At 39.9% G+C, this 24737-nt stretch carries 21 protein-coding genes; 4 read left to right on the top strand and 17 right to left on the bottom strand.

What is annotated here, in order from left to right; all coding sequences use genetic code 11:
- From CH365_RS02450 to CH365_RS02435, 4 genes are all read left to right on the top strand, one after another.
- Nucleotides 1-3802: response regulator (locus CH365_RS02450; protein WP_165782557.1), on the top strand; the 3802-nt coding region annotated here is incomplete at its 5' end.
- Between the two features lie 14 nt (nt 3803-3816).
- The gene (locus CH365_RS02445; protein ID WP_100766998.1) at nt 3817-4980 is read left to right on the top strand and encodes a sensor histidine kinase; all 1164 of its coding nucleotides are present in this window, start codon (nt 3817-3819) and stop codon (nt 4978-4980) included.
- Entirely contained in the window at nt 4977-5456 is a 480-nt protein-coding gene (locus CH365_RS02440; protein WP_100766997.1) for a response regulator, read from the top strand. The genes CH365_RS02445 and CH365_RS02440 overlap by 4 nt, the downstream gene beginning before the upstream one ends.
- 60 nt (nt 5457-5516) lie before the next feature.
- A complete protein-coding gene (locus CH365_RS02435) occupies nt 5517-6278 on the top strand; it encodes a response regulator (protein WP_100766996.1) in 762 nt (253 codons plus the stop codon).
- Nucleotides 6279-6282: 4 nt separating this feature from the next.
- Here CH365_RS02435 and CH365_RS02430 read toward each other — a convergent pair whose 3' ends face one another.
- The 17 genes from CH365_RS02430 to CH365_RS02350 form a co-directional block, all read right to left on the bottom strand.
- Nucleotides 6283-8433 carry a TonB-dependent receptor gene (locus CH365_RS02430; protein WP_100767031.1) on the bottom strand — a complete coding sequence of 717 codons (2151 nt, stop codon included), beginning with the start codon at nt 8431-8433 and terminating at the stop codon, nt 6283-6285.
- A gap of 401 nt (nt 8434-8834) precedes the next feature.
- Nucleotides 8835-9449, bottom strand: a complete 615-nt coding sequence (locus CH365_RS02425) for a histidine phosphatase family protein (protein ID WP_100766995.1) — start codon at nt 9447-9449, stop codon at nt 8835-8837.
- 15 nt (nt 9450-9464) lie between these two features.
- Nucleotides 9465-10430, bottom strand: a complete 966-nt coding sequence (gene cbiB / locus CH365_RS02420) for an adenosylcobinamide-phosphate synthase CbiB (RefSeq protein WP_100766994.1) — start codon at nt 10428-10430, stop codon at nt 9465-9467.
- The gene (locus CH365_RS02415) at nt 10430-13027 is read right to left on the bottom strand and encodes a cobyric acid synthase (RefSeq protein ID WP_100766993.1); all 2598 of its coding nucleotides are present in this window, start codon (nt 13025-13027) and stop codon (nt 10430-10432) included. The genes cbiB and CH365_RS02415 overlap by 1 nt, the downstream gene beginning before the upstream one ends.
- Entirely contained in the window at nt 13024-13578 is a 555-nt protein-coding gene (gene cobU / locus CH365_RS02410; RefSeq protein WP_100766992.1) for a bifunctional adenosylcobinamide kinase/adenosylcobinamide-phosphate guanylyltransferase, read from the bottom strand. The genes CH365_RS02415 and cobU overlap by 4 nt, the downstream gene beginning before the upstream one ends.
- Entirely contained in the window at nt 13566-14195 is a 630-nt protein-coding gene (locus CH365_RS02405) for a histidine phosphatase family protein (RefSeq protein WP_100766991.1), read from the bottom strand. Before CH365_RS02405 ends, cobU begins: the two co-directional genes overlap by 13 nt.
- A gap of 4 nt (nt 14196-14199) precedes the next feature.
- Nucleotides 14200-14832, bottom strand: a complete 633-nt coding sequence (locus CH365_RS02400) for an adenosylcobinamide amidohydrolase (RefSeq protein ID WP_100767030.1) — start codon at nt 14830-14832, stop codon at nt 14200-14202.
- Between the two features lie 59 nt (nt 14833-14891).
- Nucleotides 14892-16271 (bottom strand): cobyrinic acid a,c-diamide synthase CobB, encoded by a 1380-nt coding sequence (locus tag CH365_RS02395; RefSeq protein ID WP_100766990.1) that lies wholly within the window; start codon nt 16269-16271, stop codon nt 14892-14894.
- A gap of 6 nt (nt 16272-16277) precedes the next feature.
- On the bottom strand, nt 16278-16811 hold the full coding sequence (gene cobO, locus CH365_RS02390) for a cob(I)yrinic acid a,c-diamide adenosyltransferase (protein ID WP_100766989.1): 534 nt from the start codon (nt 16809-16811) through the stop codon (nt 16278-16280).
- Nucleotides 16808-17590, bottom strand: a complete 783-nt coding sequence (cobM, locus tag CH365_RS02385) for a precorrin-4 C(11)-methyltransferase (RefSeq protein ID WP_100766988.1) — start codon at nt 17588-17590, stop codon at nt 16808-16810. Before cobM ends, cobO begins: the two co-directional genes overlap by 4 nt.
- 10 nt (nt 17591-17600) lie before the next feature.
- Nucleotides 17601-19064: a precorrin-3B C(17)-methyltransferase gene (gene cobJ, locus CH365_RS02380; RefSeq protein ID WP_100766987.1), complete on the bottom strand. Its 1464-nt coding sequence runs from the start codon at nt 19062-19064 to the stop codon at nt 17601-17603.
- Nucleotides 19061-20215, bottom strand: coding sequence for a cobalt-precorrin 5A hydrolase (locus tag CH365_RS02375; protein ID WP_100766986.1), 1155 nt, complete (start codon nt 20213-20215; stop codon nt 19061-19063). Before CH365_RS02375 ends, cobJ begins: the two co-directional genes overlap by 4 nt.
- Complete coding sequence (gene cobI / locus CH365_RS02370; protein WP_100766985.1) at nt 20202-20969, bottom strand: precorrin-2 C(20)-methyltransferase; 768 nt, start codon at nt 20967-20969, stop codon at nt 20202-20204. Before cobI ends, CH365_RS02375 begins: the two co-directional genes overlap by 14 nt.
- 8 nt (nt 20970-20977) lie before the next feature.
- Entirely contained in the window at nt 20978-22204 is a 1227-nt protein-coding gene (cbiE, locus tag CH365_RS02365) for a precorrin-6y C5,15-methyltransferase (decarboxylating) subunit CbiE (RefSeq protein ID WP_100766984.1), read from the bottom strand.
- Nucleotides 22201-22869, bottom strand: coding sequence for a precorrin-8X methylmutase (locus tag CH365_RS02360; RefSeq protein WP_100766983.1), 669 nt, complete (start codon nt 22867-22869; stop codon nt 22201-22203). Before CH365_RS02360 ends, cbiE begins: the two co-directional genes overlap by 4 nt.
- Entirely contained in the window at nt 22870-23976 is a 1107-nt protein-coding gene (locus CH365_RS02355; RefSeq protein WP_100766982.1) for a cobalt-precorrin-5B (C(1))-methyltransferase, read from the bottom strand.
- Entirely contained in the window at nt 23977-24732 is a 756-nt protein-coding gene (locus CH365_RS02350) for an FAD-dependent oxidoreductase (protein ID WP_100766981.1), read from the bottom strand. It lies immediately after the preceding gene.
- Nucleotides 24733-24737: the final 5 nt, after the last annotated feature.

Here is a 24737-nt window from a genome sequence, read left to right as displayed (position 1 = left end):
GATGGCATCCAACCTAACCGGTCAGGTGCGTAATATTGCCGAAGTTACGACAGCAGTAGCACGAGGTGACTTATCCAAGAAAATCACAGTGGATGTTAAGGGAGAGATCCTCGAACTCAAAGATACCATTAACACGATGGTGGACCAGTTGAACTCATTCGCTTCTGAGGTAACCCGGGTAGCAAGAGAGGTGGGAACCGAAGGAGAGTTAGGTGGACAGGCGGATGTTCGAGGGGTTGCGGGAACTTGGAAAGACTTAACAGATAGTGTGAACTCGATGGCATCGAACCTAACCGGTCAGGTGCGTAATATTGCCGAAGTTACGACAGCAGTAGCACGAGGTGACTTATCCAAGAAAATCACAGTAGATGTTAAGGGAGAGATCCTCGAACTCAAAGATACCATTAACACGATGGTGGACCAGTTGAACTCGTTTGCTTCTGAGGTAACCCGGGTAGCAAGAGAGGTAGGTACCGAAGGTAAACTGGGTGGACAAGCAAATGTGCAAGGGGTTGCAGGTATCTGGAAGGATCTTACGGATAGTGTGAACTTCATGGCAAACAACCTGACTACTCAGGTAAGGGGTATCGCTAAGGTGGTAACCTCGGTTGCAAATGGGGACTTAAAGAAAAAATTATATTTGGAAGCAAAAGGAGAGATCGCAGAACTCTCGGATACAATCAACGATATGATCGATACCTTGGGACTATTCGGAGACCAGGTAACCACGGTAGCAAAAGAAGTTGGTATCGAAGGAAGATTAGGCGGGCAGGCAAGTGTTCCTGGGGCCGCAGGTCTTTGGAGAAACCTTACGGATAACGTGAACCAGCTCGCTTCTAACCTGACCACTCAGGTAAGGGCTATCGCGGAAGTTGCTACAGGGGTGACCAAGGGTGATCTATCTCGAACGGTAACCATCCAGGCAGCCGGAGAGGTGGCAGCCTTATCCGATAACATTAACGAGATGATTCTAAATGTTAGGGAAACCACTGTGATCAACACGGAACAAGACTGGTTAAAAACAAATCTCGCAAAATTCACAAGATTATTACAAGGACAAAGGAACTTAGTTAACGTAAGTAAGCTGATCCTGTCGGAGCTTGCGCCACTTGTTTCCGCACAACATGGAGCATTCTTCATCACTGAAAATGTGGAAGAAGGCCCTGTACTCAAGCTACTCGTAAGTTATGCCTACCAAGAAAGGAAGAACGTATCGAATCGTTTCTATCCTGGAGAAGGTCTGATCGGACAATGTTTCCTGGAAAAAGAAAGGATACTCGTTACTCAGGTTCCTTCCAGTTATATCATGATCAATTCGGCTTTAGGAGAAGCTCCTCCTATCAATATAGTCGTCTTGCCTGTGTTATTCGAAGGAGAGGTAAAGGCGGTTGTGGAACTCGCTTCCTTCTCCAACTTTACTCCGATCCATTTAAACTTCTTGGATCAATTGACGGAAAGTATCGGGATCGTATTGAACACGATTGCTGCAGGAATGAGAACAGAAGAACTTCTGATCCAATCCCAAACCTTGACAGAAGAGTTGCAAGGACGCCAAGAAGAATTGACCAGTACCAACCAACGTTTGGAAGAACAAGCCAAATCACTCAAGGCTTCCGAGGATATGCTCAAGGACCAAAGGGAAGAACTACAGGAAAAGAACGAAGAGTTGGAAGAAAAAGCAAGATTACTCGCCAAAAAGAACAGCGAGGTGGAAAGAAAAAACAGGGAAGTAGAACAAGCCAGACATTCCTTGGAAGAGAAGGCAAGGCAGCTTGCTCTTACTTCCAGGTATAAATCTGAGTTCTTAGCGAACATGTCTCATGAGTTAAGGACTCCTTTGAACAATATGCTGATTCTTTCCAGACTATTGTATGATAACGAGAGTAAAAACCTTTCCGACAAACAGACGGAATACGCTAAAACAATTCATAGTTCCGGAAATGATCTATTGCAGTTGATTAATGATATATTAGATCTTTCTAAAATTGAATCCGGTAAGATGAGTGTGGATTTGGATTCTGTTTCTATCGAGGAATTAGGGGGATATTTGGATCGTTCCTTTAGGGAAACTGCAAGAAATAAGGATTTAAAATTCCAAGTGGAAATAGATCCGGAACTTCCTTCTAGAATCACGACCGACTTACAAAGGCTACAACAAATTCTCCAGAACCTTCTCTCCAACGCATTCAAATTCACTCATAAAGGTGGAGTGAAACTGAGGATAGAATCTTCTCCTTCCGGTTGGAGTAAGGATCATAAGATCCTGAATCAAGCCAGCGGTGTGATCGCATTCTCAGTGATAGATACTGGTATCGGTATTTCGCCTGAAAAGCAGGGTTTGATCTTCGAGGCTTTCCGACAAGCAGATGGAAGTACGAGTCGGAAATACGGAGGAACGGGACTTGGACTTTCTATTAGTAAAGAGATTACTCGCATTTTAGGTGGAGAATTAAAATTGGAAAGTGAACCGGAAGTAGGAAGTAAGTTCAGCCTATATCTTCCAATGGATTATATCCAAGTAGAAGAAAATCCGATCGAACCCGATTCCATTAAGTGGTCTGAGAATCCGGACAATGATTCTTCTGGCTCCAGCGAATCTTATGTAAGAAGTAAGGTTAAGGTCACTCGAAGAGTTCTCGAGGATGAAACAGAAAATGAATCAAATGAAAAAGTTTTGATCATAGAAGAAGATGAAACATTTGCAAAATCACTTTTAGAAATCGCTAAAAGTAACGGATTTAAAGGAACCGTTGCCTTAGACGGTAAGAGTGGGATCTCTGCATTACAGGAATCTTCTTATAATGCTGTCTTGTTGGACGTCCAACTCTCGGATATGGATGGAAGTTTGATTCTGAATTGGCTAAAACGAAATCCGAAATTAAGACAAATCCCAGTTCATGTTCTTTCCGGAGAAAATGATTGGAGAAGAAGTTTAGAGATCGGAGCAATCTCCCATTTAAGAAAACCAGTGGGAATAGAATCCTTGAACGAAGCATTCGAGAAGATCAAAACCTATCTACATAAAACGGACAAAACTCTTTATGTTTGTGGTATTGAGAAAGAACATTCTGAATTCCTAAAGGAGAAACTTACCAGTAAAGATTTGATTCTGAAAAATATGAACTCCGGAGAGGAGTTATTGAATATTCTTCGAAAAGAAATCCCGGATTGTATTTTAATCGGGAACGAATTGGATGATATGCCTGTCTCAGATCTGGTTTCCAAAATAAGTCTATTGGATCCAGAAAGGACATTGATACTATTCTATTCGGCTGAACCGAATGGCGCGGAAAGTTTTCAAAAACTTCTGTCCTTTAACGGTTCGAATATTCTGAAATTTGCAAATTCTTATGCGACATCCTTGGAAGAGATCAAGATTCATTTGCATGAACCTGAATCGGTTTCCAAATCAGGGGACACATATTCTCTTGAAGGACATAAAGTTCTGATCGTGGATGACGACGTAAGGAATATATTCGCACTGACGAGCATGCTGGAATTGCATAAAATGAAAATACATTATGCGGAGAATGCGTTAGACGGAATTGACATTTTAGAAAAAAATCCGGATATAGAGATCGTTCTCATGGACGTGATGATGCCGGACATGGACGGGTACGAGGCAATGAAAGTGATCCGATCTAAATCCGAGTTTGTGAATCTTCCTATTTTAGCGCTTACAGCAAAGGCGATGAAAGGAGATCGAGAAAAATGTATAGAAGCCGGCGCGACCGAATATATCACTAAGCCGGTTAGTGTTGACCATTTGCTTTCTCTGCTTCGGGTGTTGTTGTGCAGGTAGATATGGAACAGCCAATGAAAGTAAGTATCTTACTCGTAGATGACCATGGGGATAATCTACAGGTAATGGAGCATATTCTCAAGAGCCCTGAATTAAATTTGATTAAGGCGGGCTCCGGAGAAGAGGCATTAAAGGCGCTATTAGACGAACCGGAAGAAGTGGCATTAATCTTCATGGACGTAAGAATGCCTGGAATGGACGGCTTTGAAGCGGCAGCATTGATCCGACAGAGGGAAAAATGCGCCAAGATTCCGATTATCTTTCTTACCGCTTACGCGAATAATGAAACCGGAATGTTCAAGGGATATTCTTTGGGAGCTGTGGACTTCTTAGTAAAACCAACAGCGCCCGAGATACTCAGATCCAAGGCTGCAGTATTCGTAGACTTACATAAGAAAAATAAAATATTAAGGATCCAGGAGGAGTTATTAAGACAAAGTCATGACGAGTTAGAAGTTCGTGTAGAAGAAAGAACCTTCGAGCTGCATAGAGTAAATAACGAATTGATGACTGAGATAGCTGAACGAAAAAGAGCGGAAGAAGCATTAACAGCATCCTTAAAGGAAAAAGAAGTTTTACTCAGGGAGATACATCATAGGGTAAAAAATAACCTTCAGATCGTTTCTAGTATTCTCAGCCTGCAAGGGAATTACATAACGGATCGTAAGTCTCTGGAAATGTTCCAAGACTGCCAATCCAGAATCAAGTCCATAGCTCTGATTCATGAGTTATTATATCAAAACGAGGATTTGGCACATACTGATTTCCAAGAATATCTAAACAGTTTGGTTACCAATCTTCTGAGGACCTATAGAGTAAATTCTAGGATACGATTCGAAATACATGCGGAATCTGTTCATTTGACATTGGATACCGCGATTCATTGTGGTCTGATCGTTACAGAGTTAGTCACCAATTCGCTGAAATACGGATTTAGGGAAAGGGATGAAGGGACGATCCAAATTTCTATTACATCAAAATATGATGAGTATTCTTTGACTGTAGAAGATGACGGGGTAGGTTTTCCGGAAGAAATTGACTATCGACAAACGGATTCTTTGGGTTTACAATTGGTCAATACTTTGACGCATCAAATAGATGGAAGTTTGATCTTGGATAGAAGTAAAGGTACAAAGTTCACCTTAGTCTTTCGAGAAAGGAGCCGAGTCCGAAAATGATTTCCAGCGAAGCAAAAATACTGATCGTAGAAGACGAGAGCATCGTAGCTAAAGATATACTCAGTAAATTGTCAGATCTTGGTTATGATTTTGTAAGCATCGCTTCTACTGGGAATGAGGCATTAAGAAAAGTTTATTTAGATAAACCGGACCTTCTTCTCATGGACATCATGTTATCTAGGGGAAATTATGATGGGATAGAAACAGTCCAGGAAATTTTGGATAAGATGGATCTACCGGTAATCTATCTAACGGCTTATGCGGATGAATCTACTCTTCTGCGCAGCAAGCCCACAAGACCCTACGGGTATTTATTGAAACCATTTCAGACCAAAGAATTGCAGATAGCGATAGAAATCGCTTTGAACAAACATGGGCTGGATAAAAAAAGAAAAAGGGAAAGAAAAAATATGTCCGCCATACTGCACGGTGTAAAAGATCTTATCAAAACTTCCTCGGAAGAAGCCGGTGTTTGATTCAGTTTTACGAATCATAATATTCAAATTTGATAAAGTTGGGATAATTTCGGAGATGAAATGAAAGACACTAGGATTTTGATCGTAGAGGACGAGGGGCTCGTTGCTCAGGATATCCGGCATCGACTGGTAAGGATGGGGTATCCGGAACCAAGTATCGCGAATACTGGCGAAACTGCGGTCAAGCAAGCAATTGCGCTTCAACCGGATCTGATCCTAATAGATATAGTTCTCGCAAACGGATATTTGGACGGGATAGATGCGGCTAAAAGAATTCGAAAATTTCTAGATGTTCCTATCGTTTATATTACGGCTTCTTCCGATTCTCAAACGTTAACTAGAGCAAAATTAACCGAACCGAATGCATATATTTTGAAACCTTTTCAGACTAGAGAATTGCAAATAGTGATCGAACTCATTCTTTATAAACATGAAGTCGAAAAGGAGTTGATGGAAAAGGCAAGACTTGTTTCTGCAGAGCTTCGGAGTATGCAGGAAGGAGTGATCGCATTCGATTCTAAGGGGCAGATCTCTTTTATGAATTTATCGGCGGAAAAACTTACCGGTTGGTTAGAATCGGATGCTATTGGAAAACCTCTCGGCGAAGTGTTGAGCATGAAAAATCTTCCGGACACTGAAAGTTTCGAATTGGACAATCATCTATCGGAAAAAATTTCTCCTGAATCATTTCCTTCTCACGGACTCTTGCTTTCTAAAAACGGACTAAGCACTGAAGTGTTTACGTTTACTAAGTCCGTTCCTAAAAATAAAGAAGTGGATGTGGATCGTATATTAGTTATACGGGATTACGTCAAAAAATAGATCCTTAAAAAGACGACCTTATTGAAAGTCGTATCGATCTAGGCTGGGCAGGGTGAGTATGTATATCATTGTATCCACCTTCATTCGGGCCGACAGGTTCATTCTTTAATCTGGACGCATAATAATAATCTATATCACTTACATGTGTATTCAATAAATTGAATACTTCAAAGACGACACTTAAATCTTCTCCGAAGTTCCTTCCGAATTGGAAATTCACGGTAGTCGTCGCGGGAGAACGGACAGTATTATCCTCGATCAGGGAACGATTCCCGAAGTATCTCACCCTAAGTGATCCGAAAAAACCATCAGGATTTCTTAAAGTGATTCCGGACGCTAATGTATGGCGTATGGATCCTGGAATATAATTACCGGAAGGGTCATCATCTCTGAACCTGGACTTAGAAGTGGCGAAGTCCGCATCTATCATAAGCCAAGAGTTGTAAGAATAATAATTCGCCCATTCGAATCCTCTTCTTGTACTTGGTCTACTTGCTTCGGTAGTTCCATTATCTCCAGTAAACAATAGTTCAGAATTCATATCCAATTGCCAAACGGAGAATGTGGATTGCCAACCGTGGACCGGTTCAGTTCTGAGTCCTACTTCTCCACCTCTTGTTTGGACTAATGGATCTGCCGGATCCGTCTTTTGGACCACGCCTCTTGCATCGTTACTATGGAATCCATATCCTCCACTTATATAAAACTCCGTCTTGAACCAGGGGCCTATGATGATACTTCCTTTGGGGCTATAGATACTTGCAGTTCTTTCTGATTTTTCCCTGCTTCCCCAGTCGTCTACGTTAAATTTATAATAATCGCCTCTTACTCCGAATACTGTTCTGAATTTTTTGGACCATTGTATCTTATTTTCATAATATATTCCGGAACTAAGCTGTACGATCCCGTCCTCTCGTACAGTTTCTAATCTTGCTCTTTTTTCAGTGTGAAAAAGACCGTTTTGGATAAAATCTCTTCTGATCTGAAGTCCGATCGTATTCTCCATACGGATCCCCCAGAATTCGCTGATATCCTTATAGCTAGATTTACTACCGGCAATCGTTCTTCGATCTACTTGTTCGTGCTGGTCTCCTCTTTCGTGATCGTCCAAATAATAAGTGAAGTTGGCAAATAATCGTAAATCGTAATATATTCCGTAAAACTGTGTTTTTGCTTCGTATCCTTTTTCCAAACGATGGGCTTCGAAATTGACGCTGGCACGATTCGACCATCCTCCATCGTTATGATCTACACTTTCGAATCTACTCAGCCCTGAATCAGGATCCAGCCAGGAATCGCCCATCCTAAGAGCTCTTTTGGGTGCTTGGCCAGTAGAATGCCAACTTCCTCTATAACCCATAAGACTGATACTGAACCCTTTTTGTTTATCTCCTACAGAGTAACTTGTGACTCCGTTCACTCTTCTGAAGTTATCGGAAATTACCCAAGGGCCATCATTATGAGAAGCTTCGAATGCATATAAAAGATTTCCAGGACCTACTTTATGGGACTTTGCGATCAGAGTCCTCGCATAACCCAAGGTTCCTCCTTCCACATTAGCAATTCCCTTTGTTAAACTTTTATAATACGAAATATTAAATGCTCCAGCGGACGCAAAATCTCCTTGGTCTGCGTAATAGACACCTTTTTTGTATTGCATTTGTTCAACAAGTTCGGGTATAAGAAAGTTTAGATCCGTATAACCTTGTCCATGTGCGTGACTAACGTTATTGACAGGCATTCCGTCTACGTTAGAAGCGAGATCTGTTCCATGATCCAAGTTAAAACCTCTTAGAAAGAACTGGTTTGCCTTTCCTCCGCCACTATGTTGGGTTACGATCACACCGGGGATTAACTCTGCGACTTCACCTTGCCTCATAATCGGTCTTGTTTTGATCTGATCGGAGCCTACCACACCTTCACTTGCAGAAGAAGCGATACCGATTAAGTTAGATCTTCTATCCCTGATCACAATCGCATCGGGTTTGTATTCCGAGATTTTTCTTTTAAGCTCTAATTTTTCAGCTTCAGTTCTTTCTTTTCCGTTAGTCGGCTTTGTCTCTTCGTCCTGAGAAAGGATAGGGAAGAATATCGCACACATAATGTACGATAAGGATATGCCTATAGCGGCAATCCGAAGATTGTTTTGTTTCATTTTTTCGTCCGTTTTCTTTGGAAAACTTCCGAAACAGGAATAAACTAACAAATGTTAGTCTAATTTATGTCAAAATAAGAATATATTAATTCCTTAATGTACAAAATTAATGATTTGTCCTGGTCTCGGAGCCCCGATTTTTAACTTCCGGGGCCCTTCGCGATGCACGGACGTGCTTGGCGGGAATGCTAACATACCTAACCTCGAGGTTTTAGTCTGCAGGGAGATCTGGCTTGCGGAATAAAAACGGAAAGATGTTATCTTTCTATTTAAACTTCCGATCACAGTTGCGGGTCAGCGTGGGATTTACACCCAACTTCATCCTGAAAGTTAAGACGATCTTTTGAACGTTCATGATTTATTCAATAAAAAAAGTTTTATCAGTTCTAAAAAAGGTCGTTCTAATTTATTTTAATAGCGTGTAAATTTTTTTCCTGAATCTCCAATGACAGAAATAATTCAGCCACTTCGCAGTTTTCAAGTTTAGAAGGGGAAAGTTCATTTAAAGAAAAGTGCCTATAAAATCTGGAAAGAACAAATCCATGACTGCAAATTGCAATATTCTTTTTGTCATACATTTTCAATAAATTTAATATAGTTTCAATGATCCTTGATTCCGCTTCCGACTTACTTTCTCCTCCAGGAAATCGGAATTGATCGTGGATCCGATCCGAACTTTTCCAGGCGGAATAGGAATCTTCTCCGAATATACTAGAAAGTTCCGATTCTAAGATCCCCTGCGCTTCCCCTAAATGAATTTCTCTTAGTCCGGGATGATATATAGTCTCTACTCCTAAACTTCGAGATATCTGTTCTGAAGTTTCCTTCGCCCTTTTTAAGTCACTGCTAAGGATAAGTTTTATTCCAGTATCTTTTAGTTTGTCAGCTAACTTGAGCACTTGTTCTTTTCCATATTTTGAAAGAGAAGTGTCGGTCTGTCCTTGTAACCTTCTTTCCAAATTCCATTCTGTTTCACCGTGTCGAATTAGAAAAAGTTGATATTCTTCCTTCTTCATAAAATTAGTTTAAGATTAGAAGAAGGCCCCAGACACCAGACGAGTTGCCTGCCCCAAACCTAAAAATAGAACGGAGGAAACGATAGAAGTTAAGAATATAATTTTATTTGCATCTAAGATCAAATTTGGAGTTAATTTTCGATCCGGATCTCCCAATTTTGGCTTCTCACTTGGTATTCCAGAATAATAGTTCCTTCCTCCCAACTGGATTTTTAAGGCACCCGCTAAAGCAGCCTCACAAAGTCCTGAGTTAGGACTCGGATGTTTTTTTCCGTCCCGGATCAGTATTTTAAAAGACCTTAATGGATAAAAACCTAATATTGCAGAAGATAAACAAAGTATAGGAGCAGTCAATCTCGCAGGAATATAATTTGCTAGATCATCTATTTTTGCAGAAGCCCAACCGAATTTGAGATATGCACTATTCTTATAACCAAATAGCGAATCTAAAGTATTGATAGAACGATAAAGCATGGCAAGACATGGTCCTCCCAAGGCTGCAAAAAAGAGCGGGGCGGTAATTCCATCCACTAGGCTTTCCCCCACACTTTCTAAGCCTGCTCTGACGATCTCCGGCTCTTCTAAGTTCGCAGTGTCCCTTCCTACAATTTTCCCAACCATTAATCTGGCTTTTTCAAGATTATTTTCGCGAAGTGCAGAATATACGTCTTTGCTATGATCTAATAAGTCCTTTAAGGCTATGCTGGTATAGATAATAAATACAGATGCCAATTCTCCTAAAAATGGATGAATGTAGCGGGAGAATTTTATAATTACCCAAGGTAATATAAAAGAAAGAGAATATACTGAAAATGCAGTGATGATACCGGCAAACCTTTCCGAAAAAATGAATTTCCTTGTGAACTTCTCCATGTATCTTGCAAATTTTCCGATGAATCTAACCGGATGAGGAAAACCTTGCGGATCTCCGAAACCCAAGTCCAGAAGTAGGGAAGCTGGAAGAATCCAAATTGAATTCATTAAAATTCTAATATCCTATAAATTTCCGACATATTTACCGAGTTTCTGACCTCGTCCGCTAAACGATCTAGATTTGTTTCCAACTCGTATTTGGCTTGGATTTTGCCCAAGGGTCTCAGTCCTTTTTTGAGTCTGATTTTATCTAAGAACCATCTTCTGAATTCATCTTCGTCGAATACTCCATGCAAATAAGTTCCCCAAACTCTTTCCGAGGGACCTTGATGACCTAAACTTTCCCCGGAAGTATTTTGGAATATGGATCTTGCGGAGATTTCTCTCGTATTCCCATGATGTATTTCATAACCGGATACTTTTTTTCCGGAAAGGACATGGATACCTTCCGTTTGTTTCAGTAATTTCTCTTTTTCTAATACTGTTTTTACACCGATAAGTTTTAAACCTTCCGCGGAGCCTAGGTCGCTTTCGATACGGAATGGATCATGGACGGATTCTCCCAACATTTGGTATCCTCCGCAAATCCCTATTATTTCTGTTTTTTCCTCTTTATAAAAATTTATAATCGTATCGGAGATTCCCGATTCTTTCAGGTAATTCAGATCTGTGATTACATTTTTACTTCCTGGAAGGATTAGAACGTCTGGATTTCCAATTTCTTCCTTTCTATAAGCTATCCTTACTCTTACATCAGGTTCTATCCTAAGAGAATCCAAGTCTGTGTGGTTGGAGATCCTAGGTGTATCGATTAAAACTATATCTATCCTGTCGCCTAAGGGAGAAGTATCACTTAAACTTCCCGATTTAAACTCTAAGGAATCTTCTTCTGGTAAGCGGAGATCATTTAGGAATGGGACTATTCCAAATACATTTTTGCCAGTAGCTTCTTCCAAATACCTAATCCCGGGATCGAGTAGACTTTTTATTCCTCTGAAGCGGTTTATTAGAAAACCTGAAACTAATTTTCTTTCCCATTCTGACATGGTTTCCATTGCGCCTACGAAAGATCCGAATACTCCTCCATGATCTATATTACCTATTAATAACACTTTTGCTTTGGCATATTCCGCCATTCTCATATTTACTATGTCTTTATCTTTTAAATTGACTTCTGAAACTCCGCCGGCTCCTTCTAAGACAACCATATCAAATTCTTCTGAAAGTGAATCGTAAGACTTTTTGACTTCACTAAACGCGGTTAACTTAAATTTCATATAGTCTCTGAAATCCATCGCTTCCACCGGTTTCCCGTTTAGGATGACTTGGGAATCTTTTTCGCTAGAAGGTTTAAGAAGGATAGGGTTCATTCTGTAGTCTGCCCTGATCTTGCATGCCTGCGCTTGTAATGCTTGCGCTCTTCCTATTTCCGCACCCTCGTAAGTCACAAAAGAGTTTAATGCCATGTTTTGAGATTTAAAAGGTGCCACCTTGAGGCCGTCCTGAGTGAATATCCTACAGAATGCAGTCGCCAAAATACTTTTCCCAACATTCGAGGCAGTCCCTTGGAGCATTAGTGCAGGTTTTGCTCGTTTTATTTTGGAAGGCTTAGGATCTTTTTTGAATACCGAGCGAAAAGCTCGGAGCAACTTTTCATTTTCTTCCGGGGTTTTGATCGCAATCCGTATATAATTATTTTCTAATCCTTTAAAATTTCCGCAATTTCGGATCCCGATTTTGTATTCTTTGAGGAGAAGATATTCTAATTCCGATATATTACGTTTTATATCTAAAAATTCCAATAGAATAAAATTTGCATTTGTATTATAGATCTGAAAGATTTTAAGATCCTCCAATTCTTTTTGAAATTCGCTCTTCCATTCATATATTTTCTCTTTGCTTCGAATTATGTAATCCTGGTTTTCTCCGAATTTTTCTATAATAGATGCGCTTAGAGTATTTAGAGACCAAGTGGGAAGAATTTTGGAGACTCTGGCCGCAATCTCGGAATCGGTTAATAGAACTCCTATCCTAAGTCCGGGAAGAGCCATAACTTTAGTCAAAGACCAAAGAACGGACAAATTTTCAGATGTATAATTTCGAAATGAAACGTCATTCTGGCAAAAGTCTATAAAAGATTCATCTATTACAAAAAATGAATTTTCATATTCTGAAGAAATTTTTAGGATTTTTTCCCTATTTAGTAGTTTTCCCGTTGGGTTATTCGGATGTCCCAATAAAACCAATATTTGTTTTTCCGCATGCTCATTAAGGATATTGATCAGCTCCTCATAGTTTAATTCAAAATCTGAGTCTTTTTGAAGAGCGATTTCACGGATTTCCAAGCCAGCCAATTCTATACTTTTTTGATAATCTATATAAGAGGGTTGAGCGATTACTGCAAGATCGAATGATTTAATCTTTGGAATGATTTGAATGAGTTCAGAGGCGCCATTTCCAAAAACGATTTCTTCTTTTGGAATATTCCAATACTTTTCTAAAGAAATTCTGGCTTTCGTGTAATTTGGATCGGGATAATGTATTAGATCGCTGATTTTGGAATTAATCAATGGGCGCACCCAATCCGGAAAACCCAAAGGATTTAAGTTAGAAGAGAAATCTAAAATTTCCGAAGGATCAATCCCGGCAAGATTCGCCATCCTATATAAATTTCCTCCGTGCGGATTTATGTTTTCTGATTTCATAAACTATTATCCGAAGAAGGTTTGATTTGGATCGGGATCCCACTGACTAAAAAGTATACTTCACTTGCAACAGAAGCAAAGGTTTGATTACAGATCCCTAATAGATCTCTATACAATCTGCCTTCTTTATTTTCCGGAACAAGACCCATTCCGACCTCATTTGTGACTATAAATACATTTTTCACTTTCGAATTTAAGATAGAATGTCCAAGCTTATTGCAATAGTCCTTGATTTGATCTTGGTTCAATTGTATATTTTTGTTTTTTGTATCATACATCAGGTTGTTGATCCAAAGGCTTAGGCAATCTAATAATACTACAGATTCTGCGGGAATAGAATCGAACAGAGGAGAAAGTTCCAATTCTTCTTCTATTGTTTCCCAACCTGTTCTTTCTAACCGGTGTCTTTTTATTCTTTCATCCATTTCAGAATCTATGCGAGGGCAGGTGGCCAAAAAGATTTTTTTTCCTTGTATAAAATTCGCTTTCTCTAACGCAAATTTACTTTTTCCGCTTCTGCATCCACCAGTGATTAAAACTATCCCGGCCATTCACATCTCCTTGAGGAAGACATTCTGATTAAATCGGTCAAAACAACCTGACCATTTTTAAATATATCTAAATAAATAAGAGTAGAAGGGGATATTTTGAATTTCGTATAAAAAGAATAAGGAAGGCTTAAAAAAGAACAAAGTAGGATAGAGAGAATTCCTCCGTGACTTACAATAAGAATAGAATTATCTGAGGAAGAGAGTATATGCTTCTTGAACACTTCTGCCCTTGTTTGAAATTCAAACAGGCTTTCACCTTGGGGAAATTGAAAAGAAGGGGAGAAATTCGCAAATTTTTTTAAACATTCTAAATTTGCTTCTGCAACGGCTGAAAAAGATCTTCCTTCCCATTCACCAAAATGTAATTCTCGTAATTCTTCTCTGAATTCCGGTTGGACTTCTTTAGAAAATCCTAATGCATCAAAGGTTTCTCTGCATTGTTTTGATGGGCTCAGATATATTTTTCCTTTCAGGAATTTATCTTGGATATTTTTCTCTATATTTTTTATTTCTCCAAGTCCTTCTTGAGAAAGAGATACTTCTTTTCTTCCTAAATATTTTCCTCCATATTCAGAAAGTATGCTTGGGTGTCTGAGTAAACATACTGATTTTTTCATATATTCATTGAGCTTTGAAATTCTCTAAGTAAGTGATTTTTTGTCTTTTCCATTTGAGGATACCTTGAGCGACCGCTTCGTAGGAAGCTGCTCCAATTAAATGCCCAAAGATAGTATGCTTTCCAACATAATCTATTCCACTCGCTCCAATCGGAGAGATAACTCCGATACAATCCGTTCCAGTCCCCGTAGCTAAACTATTTTCGTTTTGTATCTGGATCTCGGATTCTAAAACCGCAAGGGTCCTTGCCTCGGACGCTATAGAGATTGCTTCTATACTTGCGGGGAAAGTGAACATTTCGGAAGTTTGAACGAGTAAGTTAATGGTTCCTATTTTTTCTATTTGTTTTGGAAGATCTCCTACTCTAACCGCATTTCCTAATCCTACTGTCGCGATTGTCCTAACGTGCATATCACCCAAATTTTTTTCGACGACAGAGTGATTCAAAAGAGAGGCGCTGGTCATAAACCCTAAAACTTCTTCCTTCTCTCCTTTTTCTACTAATCGATTTCTATAATATTCTTCCGGAAGAATTTCAGGACTTAAGTCGGAATTGGAAACTTTTAACCAATAAATTTTGTTTGTGATTAGATATCCTCCCCCCACGACCGCCCAACTTAAAGAAGAATGAGGCATCGAAAGTTGGAGTTCCAACCATGTTTCGGAAACTTCTATTTTGTCTGACTGAAAAAAGCTCAAACTTTAAATCTCCTACAAGAAGCTATAAAGTTTTTTGGAATTTCAGGATTGGAGGCCCAATGTGCATGTACATAACTTGCCAAAACGTTTGAAACTGTATAACCTTCTCGAGTACTTTGTTCTGACTTACGTTTTCTGATATGATAAGAGAATAATAATTCGTCCTCGTTTTCTATAATCAGATCAGAGTATCGGAATTGGTGTCCCCGGAAACGAATTCCCGCTTCTCCCAGAATTGTCCTTCTTTCAGTATATGCCTCTACATAACCTAAACTTTTGAGTTTAGGACCCATGATCGCCTTTCCTGGGATCAGGCCGACCATCGGAAAACATTGACCTTCTATGTTTTGGATCTCTGACGAAAGATACATTAATCCACCACATTCCGCGTAGATTGGCTTTTTCGAATTTGCAAAATTTTTGATATCTTGTATTAGGTTTTTATTATTCGCTAAAAGATCTGCGAATATCTCCGGATAGCCACCCCCGAAATACAGTCCGTCTACTTCTGGAAGTTTTGTATCTTTTAGCGGAGAGAAAAAAACTAACTCTGCGCCTTCCTCCCTCAATTTTTTGAAATTATCTTCATAATAAAAATGGAATGCTTCATCAAAAGCAATTCCTATTCTACAATCTTTAGTTTTGGGCTGAATTTTCGACTGTCCTGGAGATAGAATGGGGGGCGCGGAGTTGGCAATCTCTAATACTTTTTCTAGATCCAACCATTCTTCGGTTAGATTTTGCCAAAAAGAAAGTTTTTCTTCCGTTAAAATATCAGGGCCCGCGGAATGGAGTCCTAAATGCCTTTCCGGAAAGGAATATTCGTATGACTTAGGAAATCCGCCTAAAACGGGTAATGGAATACTTGCAGTTTCTATAATGGAAAGATGACTCTTACTTCCTAAAAAGTTTGCAAAAAAACCTTGGATAGGGACTTGAGGATCATAATTCTTGATTCCTGATGCAATTGCTGAAAAAGTCGCCGCCATTCCGGATGCATCGATTGATACGATAGTTGGAACTTGCAGCCATTTTGCGATTTCCGCCGTGGAGCCTGCATCTGAATTAGGTGAATGGCCATCAAATAATCCCATCACTCCTTCTATGATGGAAATATCCGACCCTTGGCTTGCACCAACAAAACTGGAAATTACCGATTCTTTTCCCATCAACCATCCATCCAGATTTTGACAGTTTTTTCCGGTAACGAAAGAATGATAACCTGGATCTAAATAATCGGGCCCGCATTTGAATACAGAAACTTTTAGGCCTTTTGCTTGCAAAGCCTTGGTAAGCGCTATTGTAAATGTGGTCTTTCCGGTTCCACTCCCAGTTCCGGAAATTAGTATCCTCGGTATTCTGATTTCTTGTATCATAATTTTTTAATAATCTATCCCAATTTGAGCGGGAACGCCCTTTTTATATGGATGTTTAGGGGATTCTATTTGGCTGATCAGATCAGCCATATCCGTTAATAAACTCGGACAATTTCTGCCCGTAATAATAATGTGTAGATCTCCCGGTTTTTTGGAAAGAGCGTCGCAGACTTCTTCCGGAGAAAGCCATCCGTAGTGAAAAGCATAAGTAATCTCATCTAATATGAGTATTTTATAATTTTCTGAAAATATCATCTCATAAGATTTTTCCCAAGCTAATCTTGCGGCCTTCTTGTCCTGATCTATATCATCACTTTCCCAGGTAAAGCCGAGTCCCATTACGTGAAAGTCCAGATCTGTAATGGTTTTTGCAAATTTCCTTTCTCCGGTTTCCCATTTTCCTTTTAAAAATTGGACAACCCCGCATTTCATACCTCTTCCTAGCGCTCTGAAAAGAATTCCGAGAGCAGCGGTAGTTTTTCCTTTTCCAGGACCGGTGAATACTAAGATCAGTCCTTTTTTATCGGGAGAAGAATTCATTGTGCTTCCGAAACAATCTGCTTTTTATTCGCTTTTCTAAACTTATGAGAGAAGTCGGAAGCATAAAGTCTGGAATCCGCAAAATCATGGCAATCCAGTACTTTGCCTACGAAGATGATCGCAGTAGCTGTGATCTTTTCTTCTTTTACCTTGGATGTTATGTTTTCTAAAGTCCCGGTGACTATTTTCTGTTCCGGCCAGGTTGCTTTCTGCACGACTGAAACCGGACAGTCCTTACCATAGTGAGGGATAAGTTCCTCAACAATTTTACGAATATGTAAAACACTTAGAAAGAAAACTAAAGTTGCTCCGGTGGATGCAAATGTTGCTAATTTCTCTTTTTCCGGCATAGGAGTTCTTCCTTCCGCGCGAGTGATGACCACAGATTGAGAAACTTCAGGGAGGGTAAGCTCCTTGCCTAACATTGCGGCTGCAGCGGTAAAAGAGGAAACTCCAGGGACGATCTCATAGGGAATTTCCAACTCATCCATTTTTCTCATTTGCTCTGCGGTGGAGCCGAATATAGAGGGATCTCCGGTATGGACTCTCGCAACATCTAGGTCTTTCTTCTTAGCCTCTTCTAAAATGGAAATGATATCTTCTAAAGTCATTTTAGAAGAATCTAATACGGTTGCACTTGGATTCGCTCTTTCTATTACTCTTTGAGGTACAAGAGACCCTGTGTAGAGAACGATAGGGCAGGTCTCCACTAGTCTTGCACCCTTGATGGTGATCAGATCCGGATCGCCCGGACCCGCGCCAATGATATATACCTTCATAATAATACTCTTAGTCGCATTTTAATATATTTTCCCTGAAGGAAGACCAGACTTGTTTTGGAGAATGTCCCAACCATCTTGCATCCGTATATTTTCTGGTTTCCCAGAGAATCATTTTACTATTATCTAAAACATAATTCCAAAGCCGTTCGCTGACCGAAGAATTTCTATAAATGGAGAATATATCATAAACTTCTTCTGGTTTACCTTCTGAGGGGAAAGAAATTAAAACATCGAAATTATTTTGTGAAACGATTTCCTGATCCTTAATTTTTAGCCGTATCCATTTTTGGTCTTGTTCGGGTGGATTATAAAATCCGAATGTTTCAAGATTGGTAGGTCTCTTAAGTTTTCCGATTAAATAGTAATCCTCATCATTTTTATAAAGAACCGCTCCGCCAATACGTCCTAAATATTGGATTTTTTCTTCTGATTTCAATTCGGAGATTTGAATGTCCTTTTTTTTAGGAGTCACTTCCAGAAATTGTAATGCCTTTAGGGCGGTAGACACGGAAGAATCTTGGGTCTCCGCGACTTCTTCCTTTTCATTTTCAAAAATCGTTGTGCTCGATTTTACGAATGCACCTTGTATTTTAGTAATATTTAAATTAGGAGAAGGTGATTCTTTTGGAATCCTACTTGCCAGATCGTTTTCCGTTCTCAATGATACTGCTCTATTTTGTCCCGGTTTCAAAGAGCCATCTTCTAAAGAGTATTTATTTCCGTATCCTCTTGGGGTTACAAAAAAACCTTCATAAACGAAAGATTGAGAGGATCCTATGATGACGGTAGTATTCATTCCGATCTCGAATTCCAAAAAATGATCCAGATCTGAGAACTGAATATTCTCTTGTCTGCGATATGCGCTCTTGACGAGTGCGACTGGAGTGGTTCCTGGCCTATATTTTTTTATGATACGAGCTGCTTCTACAATCTGTCTTTGTCTTCTTCCGGAAGCTGGATTGTATAGGTTGATTACAAAGTCTCCTTTAGCTGCTGACTCAATCCGGTTTTCGATCACAGTCCAAGGAGTTAAAAGATCGGAAAGCGAGATCCTGGCTGAGTCGTGGACCATAGGAGCTCCTACAAGAGAACCACAGGAGCTATCTGCACTGATCCCCGGAATCATTTTTATTTCAGGAGAGTCTCCCTTTTTCCAACCTGTTTTTCTTAAAACTTCGAATACTAGACCGGCCATTCCATAAACGCCCGCGTCTCCTGAAGAGATCAATGTGACCGTTTGTCCCAATTTTGCAGACTCCACTGCTGTTTGTGCCCGAGTAATCTCTTCCGTCATTCCCGTACGAGTTACTTGTTTTCCGCTCAGATGATGTTTTACTAGATTGATATAAGTAGTGTATCCTATTATGGAATCTGCTTCTTTGATAGCAGCTAAAGCGGCAGGGGTGATATGCGAATCATTTCCAGGGCCTATCCCTACAATATTCAATTTTCCTTTTGGAGTTTCGCTCATACTTTCTCCAAACTTTCGGATCGGATTTCTGGTCTGGTCGCAAATTGGATTCTTGCAATGGCGACAGTGAGATTTTTTCCGGCTTCTGTTTCTTTGTATTTTTGTTTTGTTACGAGTAATTTTTCGGAGCCGGAAAGAAGAAGAGCCGCGGCCTCACTTACGGAACGAGTCCCCACATATTCGGAAGCAGCTTTAGAAGTTTCTGAAATTCCTTCTACTTGGTTCAGTTTTTCTGCGGAGAAGGTCGTAAATTCCCAGCCATATTTCTCCGAAATTTCCAAAAATGCAGGCTCTGCTTTTTTTGCATCGACGCTTGCAATTGATTTTATGCTTTCGAAAGATAGATTATATTCTTTTAATACCTTTGTGATCCCGTTCTCTACCACTTCGGTAGGAATTCCTTTGTCACAGCCCAATCCTAAGATTAATGATTTAGGTCTGTATATTACTGAGTTAGAATATATCTCCGGGGTTGTAGTTTTGATATCTGTTCTATCGCTTGCAATGAGTAGAATTTCATAATCTTCTGGATCTACATTTTCTAAACTAAGGGAATATTCTACACCCTTAGGAAGACCTTTTTCCAAAGGCCAAAAATTCGGCTCGCCCGTCTCTTGTACAAATAAAACCTTAGTTTCATTTACTACTGCTGCACATGCTCGGGTTATATTCCGATCCTGGTCTTCTAAACTCCAACCCAGTTCTCTTCCTAAAATATCCACAGTTAAAGTTCCGGAAACATCGGATGCAGTTGTGATCACTGGAATATTTTCCAAAAGATCTGAAATTTTCTGAGTAAAAAAATTGCCTCTCCCAACATGACCGGATAAAACGCAGATGGTGAACTTTGCTTGGTCATCTATACAAAGAACGGCGGGATCCGTTTTTTTACTGACCAAAAATGGAGCGACCATCCGAACAACAGCTCCTACACTGATCACGAAAATATGACAATCATATTCCATGAAACTTTCTCTCAATGTTGGTTCCATCGGGAGACTTAAAAGTTTGGATTCTTTAGGAGCTTCCGAAATAAATTTAGGAGAAACAAATAGTTCCGCTTCTTTTAAGGAACGGAATAATTTTGTCCCTGTCTTTAAACCATGTTTAGTAATTACGTAAATCGCGTAGGGTTTTCTACTCTGAATCATCAGAAATACCTCTTAGGACGCCTTTTCGTTTTCGAATAGAGATTATAACCATGGAAAAATAATCGCATGTTTCGTTTTTGATGGATTCTATATCTTTTACGATCCGCTGGCGGTCGGTGGTTCCATAAGAAACGTAGGTTGCATTTTCTAGAATATTCTGTTCCTTTAATATTCTTATTAGTTCGGGAACTACCTGTCCGACTTTTGTTAGAACAATTGTATCAAAATCTTGGATGAGTTTTTCAAGATCCTCTAGGCCATAGGTGGCAGGTAGGACGCAGAACCGTTCTCTTCCATCTGCGAGCGGAGTGAGTAAACTTGCTGGGATCGCTGTGATAGACGATACTGCAGGAACAATTTCAATTTCTATTCCTGGCCATCTGTCTGGAGCTTCTTCCAATAAATAGCTCCAAGAGCTGTAGACAGAAGGATCGCCTTGTGTGATGAATGCAACATCCAATCCTTTTTCTATTCGAATGCCTATTTCCTTAAATGCCTTGTCCCAGGCTGGGATTAAGATATTCGGATCTTTGGTCATCGGGAAATGTAAGAATAATTTTTCTTGCGATTCGTTTTCCTGAACAACTGGAGAGCAAACTCTCCAAGAAAAAGAGGGAAGAGATTCGCTACTTTTGGGGATGGCAAGAACGGGGACTGAATTCAGAACGTGAACTGCTCTGAGAGTAATGAGGTCGGTAGCGCCAGGGCCCACACCGACTCCGTATAATTTGCCGTATTTAGTTTTTACATTCATAAAATGTATTAAGATTTCCTAATTTTAAATATGTGAATCGGATTTAGAGCCTCGTATCTGAGATAATCGGCGAGTTTTTGGCCTCTGGAAATATTAATAAGACTCACTTCAGGGATTAGATCCATGTCTCTAAATGTCCTGTAAGCCTCGGAAACATTGTCTAAGGTAATTGCATTCGCTACTAAACATCCTCCTGGGCTTAGTTTTTCCCACGAAAGTTCTATGATCTCCTTCATGTTTCCTTTGGAGCCTCCTACAAAAACGCAGTCGGGAGAAGGAAGGTCTATCAATGCTTGAGGAGCTTTTCCATGTATTAAGAAAATATTATCCGTTTTGTGAGTGAGAATATTTTGCTCGCAGATCTCTATTCCTTCCGGATCCACTTCGATTGCATATACCCTTCCTTCCCTGGCAATTCTGGCTGCTTCTATTGAAACGGCGCCTGAACCAGCTCCGATATCCCAAACTATTGAATCCGGTCGGATTTCTAACGCAGAAAGAGAAAGTATTCTGACTTCTTTTTTAGTAATCAGTCCTTTTTTAGGAAGACGTTTTGCATATTCTTCTTCTCCTAAAAAGGGAAGAAGTGGAGAAGGTTTCCAAGTCGGATCCTTTCTAAGAAGGATAAGTACGTTTAAGTCGGAAATATTTTGAGTTGTAGCTAAGGTTTCTAATTCGAACTCTCGAACCTTCTCCTCTTTTCCTCCTAAATTTTCACATACGAATGCTTTCCAGTCTGTTTCAGAATAATTTAATAAATACTTTGCGATTGTAGAAGGGGAGTTTGTCTCGTCGGTAAGACAAGCAACCTTGGATATACTTTGTAATTTTGTAATAAATCCTTCGATCGGTCTTCCGTGTAAGGAAAGAAAGGAAGCGTCATCCCATTTAACTCCGATTTTAGAAAAAGCATTTTGAACCGAGCTCGGAGCCGGGATAAATTCTACATGCTCTCTCCCGACTTTTTTTAAGATTAGATTTCCTATTCCAAAAAATAAAGGATCGCCTGAAGCAAGAACACATATCGTATGCTCCGCTGAAAGTTCCGCGATCTTCTCTGCAGTTCGAACCACATCGTTTTTAATAATGATCCTTTCTCCGTCGAACTGAGGAAAGAAGTCTAAATGCCTTTCTCCTCCTGCAAGAATTCTTGCTCTTGCAACGGCTCCCATAGCTTTGCTGGAAAGGCCGACACAACCGTCGTCTCCGATTCCTATAACGGTAACCGCTTTCAAAATTTTTTCTCCGTAGAAAGAAGTAGGAGTGCATGTATGATGGAGACTGCGATCGTGCTCCCTCCCTTTCTTCCTCTTGTAAGTATATAGGGAATGGAATATTCGGATTGGAATTTGACATCCAATAGAGCTTCTTTAGATTCTGCAGCAGAAACAAATCCTACGGGAACTCCAATCACAAGAGAGGGACGTATACCTTCTTCTTGCACAAGTCTCACTATTTCCAAAAGTGCAGTCGGTGCATTTCCGATGGCGATCACACTTCCGTTTAAAAGTCCTTGATTGGCTGCTTTGCGCATGGACTCTATTGCTCTTGTGGAATTATTTTCCTTAGCTTTTTGGATCACTTCCGGATCACTGATAAAACTATAAGTTTTACAACCATAAGCATTCAAACGTTCGTTGTTTAGGCCTGCTATGATCATCTGAACATCACAAATGATCGGGCATCCATTTTTCAATGCGAGAATGCCATCACGGATTGCATTCTCGTGGATCTTTGTTAAGTCTCTGTATTCAAAATCCGCAGTAGCGTGTATAATCCTTCTGACAACTTCCCATTCACTGGGAGGGTGAGGATGATTTCCAGCTTCTTCATCTATGATCGCAAAAGAATTATTTTCGATTTCCCTTCCTAGGGAAGTTATCTGTCGCATATCGTTCATTTATTCCGCTTCTCCTTTAATACCCCAGCCTTCCGGAGCCTCGAACTTTCCTAAAAGTGTTCCATCAAAATCCACCATATAAGTGGAAACCCGTAAGCCTAATCCGTGTTTGGAACAATTTTCGGAAACGATCTCGCAGATTCTGGTGGTGATATAAAAATGTCCGGATTCTTTACAAATATCTAATACGTGTCTTGCGGTATTTGCCGCTTCAATATTGGAACAAACCGTCTCGGGGATTTCCAAAGATCTTGCAATATTCGCAAGCATCTTCGTGTTTACTGAAGAACCTCCTCTATGGGTCATCATGACTCCGTCGGCCATCTTGGATAGTTTCCCGATCATACCTACTATAATCACATGATGGATATCTTCTTTAATCGCTGTCTTGATTCCTGTTCCAATAAAATCTCCGACTTGTATGAATGCGATTTCGTTCATATTAGGAAGAAGGTCCATTGCGAACTTTTCGGACTTTCCTCCGGTGGTTAAAACGATACTTTGTTCTCCGTATTCTCTCGCGACCTGTATCGCCTGTATTACACTTGCTTTATATGCTGCGGTGGAATACGGTTTGACGATGCCGGTAGTTCCTAATATGGAAATCCCCCCGATCAATCCGAGGCGTTCATTCATTGTTTTTTTAGCCATTTCTTGACCGCCCGGAACACTGATGGTCACTTCTGCGCCAGAAAATGCGGAGCCTATCAGTTCTTCTAATATCATTTCCGTAATATTCTTTCGAGGAACGGGATTGATTGCAGGTTCGCCGATTTCTAAACCGAGTCCTGCTTTTGTAACTACTGCAACTCCTTCTCCACCTTTTAAGATGATCTTGTTTTCTTGCGTGAGTTTTACTTCTGCGGTTAGTTCTGCTCCATGAGTACAATCAGGATCATCTCCTGCGTCCTTAATAATACTACAAACTGCGCTATCCTCGGAAATCTCACAACGTTTTAGTTCGAAAGTGACTTTCCGTTTGTTTGGAAGCGTAGTTTCAATTTCCTTAATGGTTTGACCTAAGAGTAAGACTCGGGTAGCTGCTTTTGCAGCCGCGGCTGAGCAAGCACCCGTAGTAAAACCTTCTCTTAGTTCCTTTGTTGCCATTTAAACTCCGAGACTTAATGTAGGAGAAGGATTTCTCTGAGTATTAAAAAATGTTTCCATTCCGATCCTAGATTCTAAGGTTCCTAAACGAACCAATTCGGATCTTACTTCTCTTATAATATTTCCATCTCCGCTCAAGAAAGCATTTTCAGGAACAGTACAGTCTCCTAAAATTGATCTTAGAATTTCTAATACAGTTGAAACCCGATTCGGATCGGAGATGGAAGGAATTTGAAATATATTCGGAAAATTGGAAATACCTGGAAGAATAGTTCTTATTAATTTTTCCGAAATAAAATCTTCCTCTTTTGTTTTAAACCAAACTGCAGTTGTGCTGTCCAATCGGCCCGAGAATTTTTTGGAAAGAAGAAGTCCTATCAGAGAAGTGATCCCGGTATCCGTTGCCAAAATCAGAGAAAAACCCGGAGAAGGCCATGTTGGATCTCCTGCAAATTTTCCCCAAGGACCCGAATATTCTAATTCGTCTCCTAATTTTAATTCAGGAAGGATCGAGGATGCCTTTCCGGTTCCTAAACGTTTCACGCAGATTTGAAAAGAATCAGTTTTAGAATCCGAAGACATGATAGAATAAGCCCTTTTGATTGCTTTTCCTTCACTATCGTTTCCGGTATTTAGGATAACGTATTGTCCTCCTACAAATTCAAAAGGAGAACTGTCCGATCTTTGAAAATGGTATATATCCGAAGAAGGACTTATATTTTCTTTAAAAATTAATTTGAGAAGTTTTTGGCTCAATGTTC

This window comes from Leptospira neocaledonica, assembly GCF_002812205.1.
Classification (GTDB): domain Bacteria; phylum Spirochaetota; class Leptospiria; order Leptospirales; family Leptospiraceae; genus Leptospira_B; species Leptospira_B neocaledonica.
The sequence above is the reverse complement of the archived record's forward strand: the minus strand, read 5'-3'. Positions and strand labels throughout refer to the sequence as shown.

What these genes read in the sequence shown, in the direction of transcription:
- CH365_RS02445 (WP_100766998.1), top strand. Translation starts at nt 3,817, where the DNA reads ATGAAAGTAAGTATCTTACTCGTAGATGACCATGGGGATAATCTACAG.
- CH365_RS02440 (WP_100766997.1), top strand. Translation starts at nt 4,977, where the DNA reads ATGATTTCCAGCGAAGCAAAAATACTGATCGTAGAAGACGAGAGCATC.
- CH365_RS02435 (WP_100766996.1), top strand. Translation starts at nt 5,517, where the DNA reads ATGAAAGACACTAGGATTTTGATCGTAGAGGACGAGGGGCTCGTTGCT.
- CH365_RS02430 (WP_100767031.1), bottom strand. Translation starts at nt 8,433, where the DNA reads ATGAAACAAAACAATCTTCGGATTGCCGCTATAGGCATATCCTTATCG.
- CH365_RS02425 (WP_100766995.1), bottom strand. Translation starts at nt 9,449, where the DNA reads ATGAAGAAGGAAGAATATCAACTTTTTCTAATTCGACACGGTGAAACA.
- cbiB (WP_100766994.1), bottom strand. Translation starts at nt 10,430, where the DNA reads ATGAATTCAATTTGGATTCTTCCAGCTTCCCTACTTCTGGACTTGGGT.
- CH365_RS02415 (WP_100766993.1), bottom strand. Translation starts at nt 13,027, where the DNA reads ATGAAATCAGAAAACATAAATCCGCACGGAGGAAATTTATATAGGATG.
- cobU (WP_100766992.1), bottom strand. Translation starts at nt 13,578, where the DNA reads ATGGCCGGGATAGTTTTAATCACTGGTGGATGCAGAAGCGGAAAAAGT.
- CH365_RS02405 (WP_100766991.1), bottom strand. Translation starts at nt 14,195, where the DNA reads ATGAAAAAATCAGTATGTTTACTCAGACACCCAAGCATACTTTCTGAA.
- CH365_RS02400 (WP_100767030.1), bottom strand. Translation starts at nt 14,832, where the DNA reads ATGCCTCATTCTTCTTTAAGTTGGGCGGTCGTGGGGGGAGGATATCTA.
- CH365_RS02395 (WP_100766990.1), bottom strand. Translation starts at nt 16,271, where the DNA reads ATGATACAAGAAATCAGAATACCGAGGATACTAATTTCCGGAACTGGG.
- cobO (WP_100766989.1), bottom strand. Translation starts at nt 16,811, where the DNA reads ATGAATTCTTCTCCCGATAAAAAAGGACTGATCTTAGTATTCACCGGT.
- cobM (WP_100766988.1), bottom strand. Translation starts at nt 17,590, where the DNA reads ATGAAGGTATATATCATTGGCGCGGGTCCGGGCGATCCGGATCTGATC.
- cobJ (WP_100766987.1), bottom strand. Translation starts at nt 19,064, where the DNA reads ATGAGCGAAACTCCAAAAGGAAAATTGAATATTGTAGGGATAGGCCCT.
- CH365_RS02375 (WP_100766986.1), bottom strand. Translation starts at nt 20,215, where the DNA reads ATGATTCAGAGTAGAAAACCCTACGCGATTTACGTAATTACTAAACAT.
- cobI (WP_100766985.1), bottom strand. Translation starts at nt 20,969, where the DNA reads ATGAATGTAAAAACTAAATACGGCAAATTATACGGAGTCGGTGTGGGC.
- CH365_RS02360 (WP_100766983.1), bottom strand. Translation starts at nt 22,869, where the DNA reads ATGAACGATATGCGACAGATAACTTCCCTAGGAAGGGAAATCGAAAAT.
- CH365_RS02355 (WP_100766982.1), bottom strand. Translation starts at nt 23,976, where the DNA reads ATGGCAACAAAGGAACTAAGAGAAGGTTTTACTACGGGTGCTTGCTCA.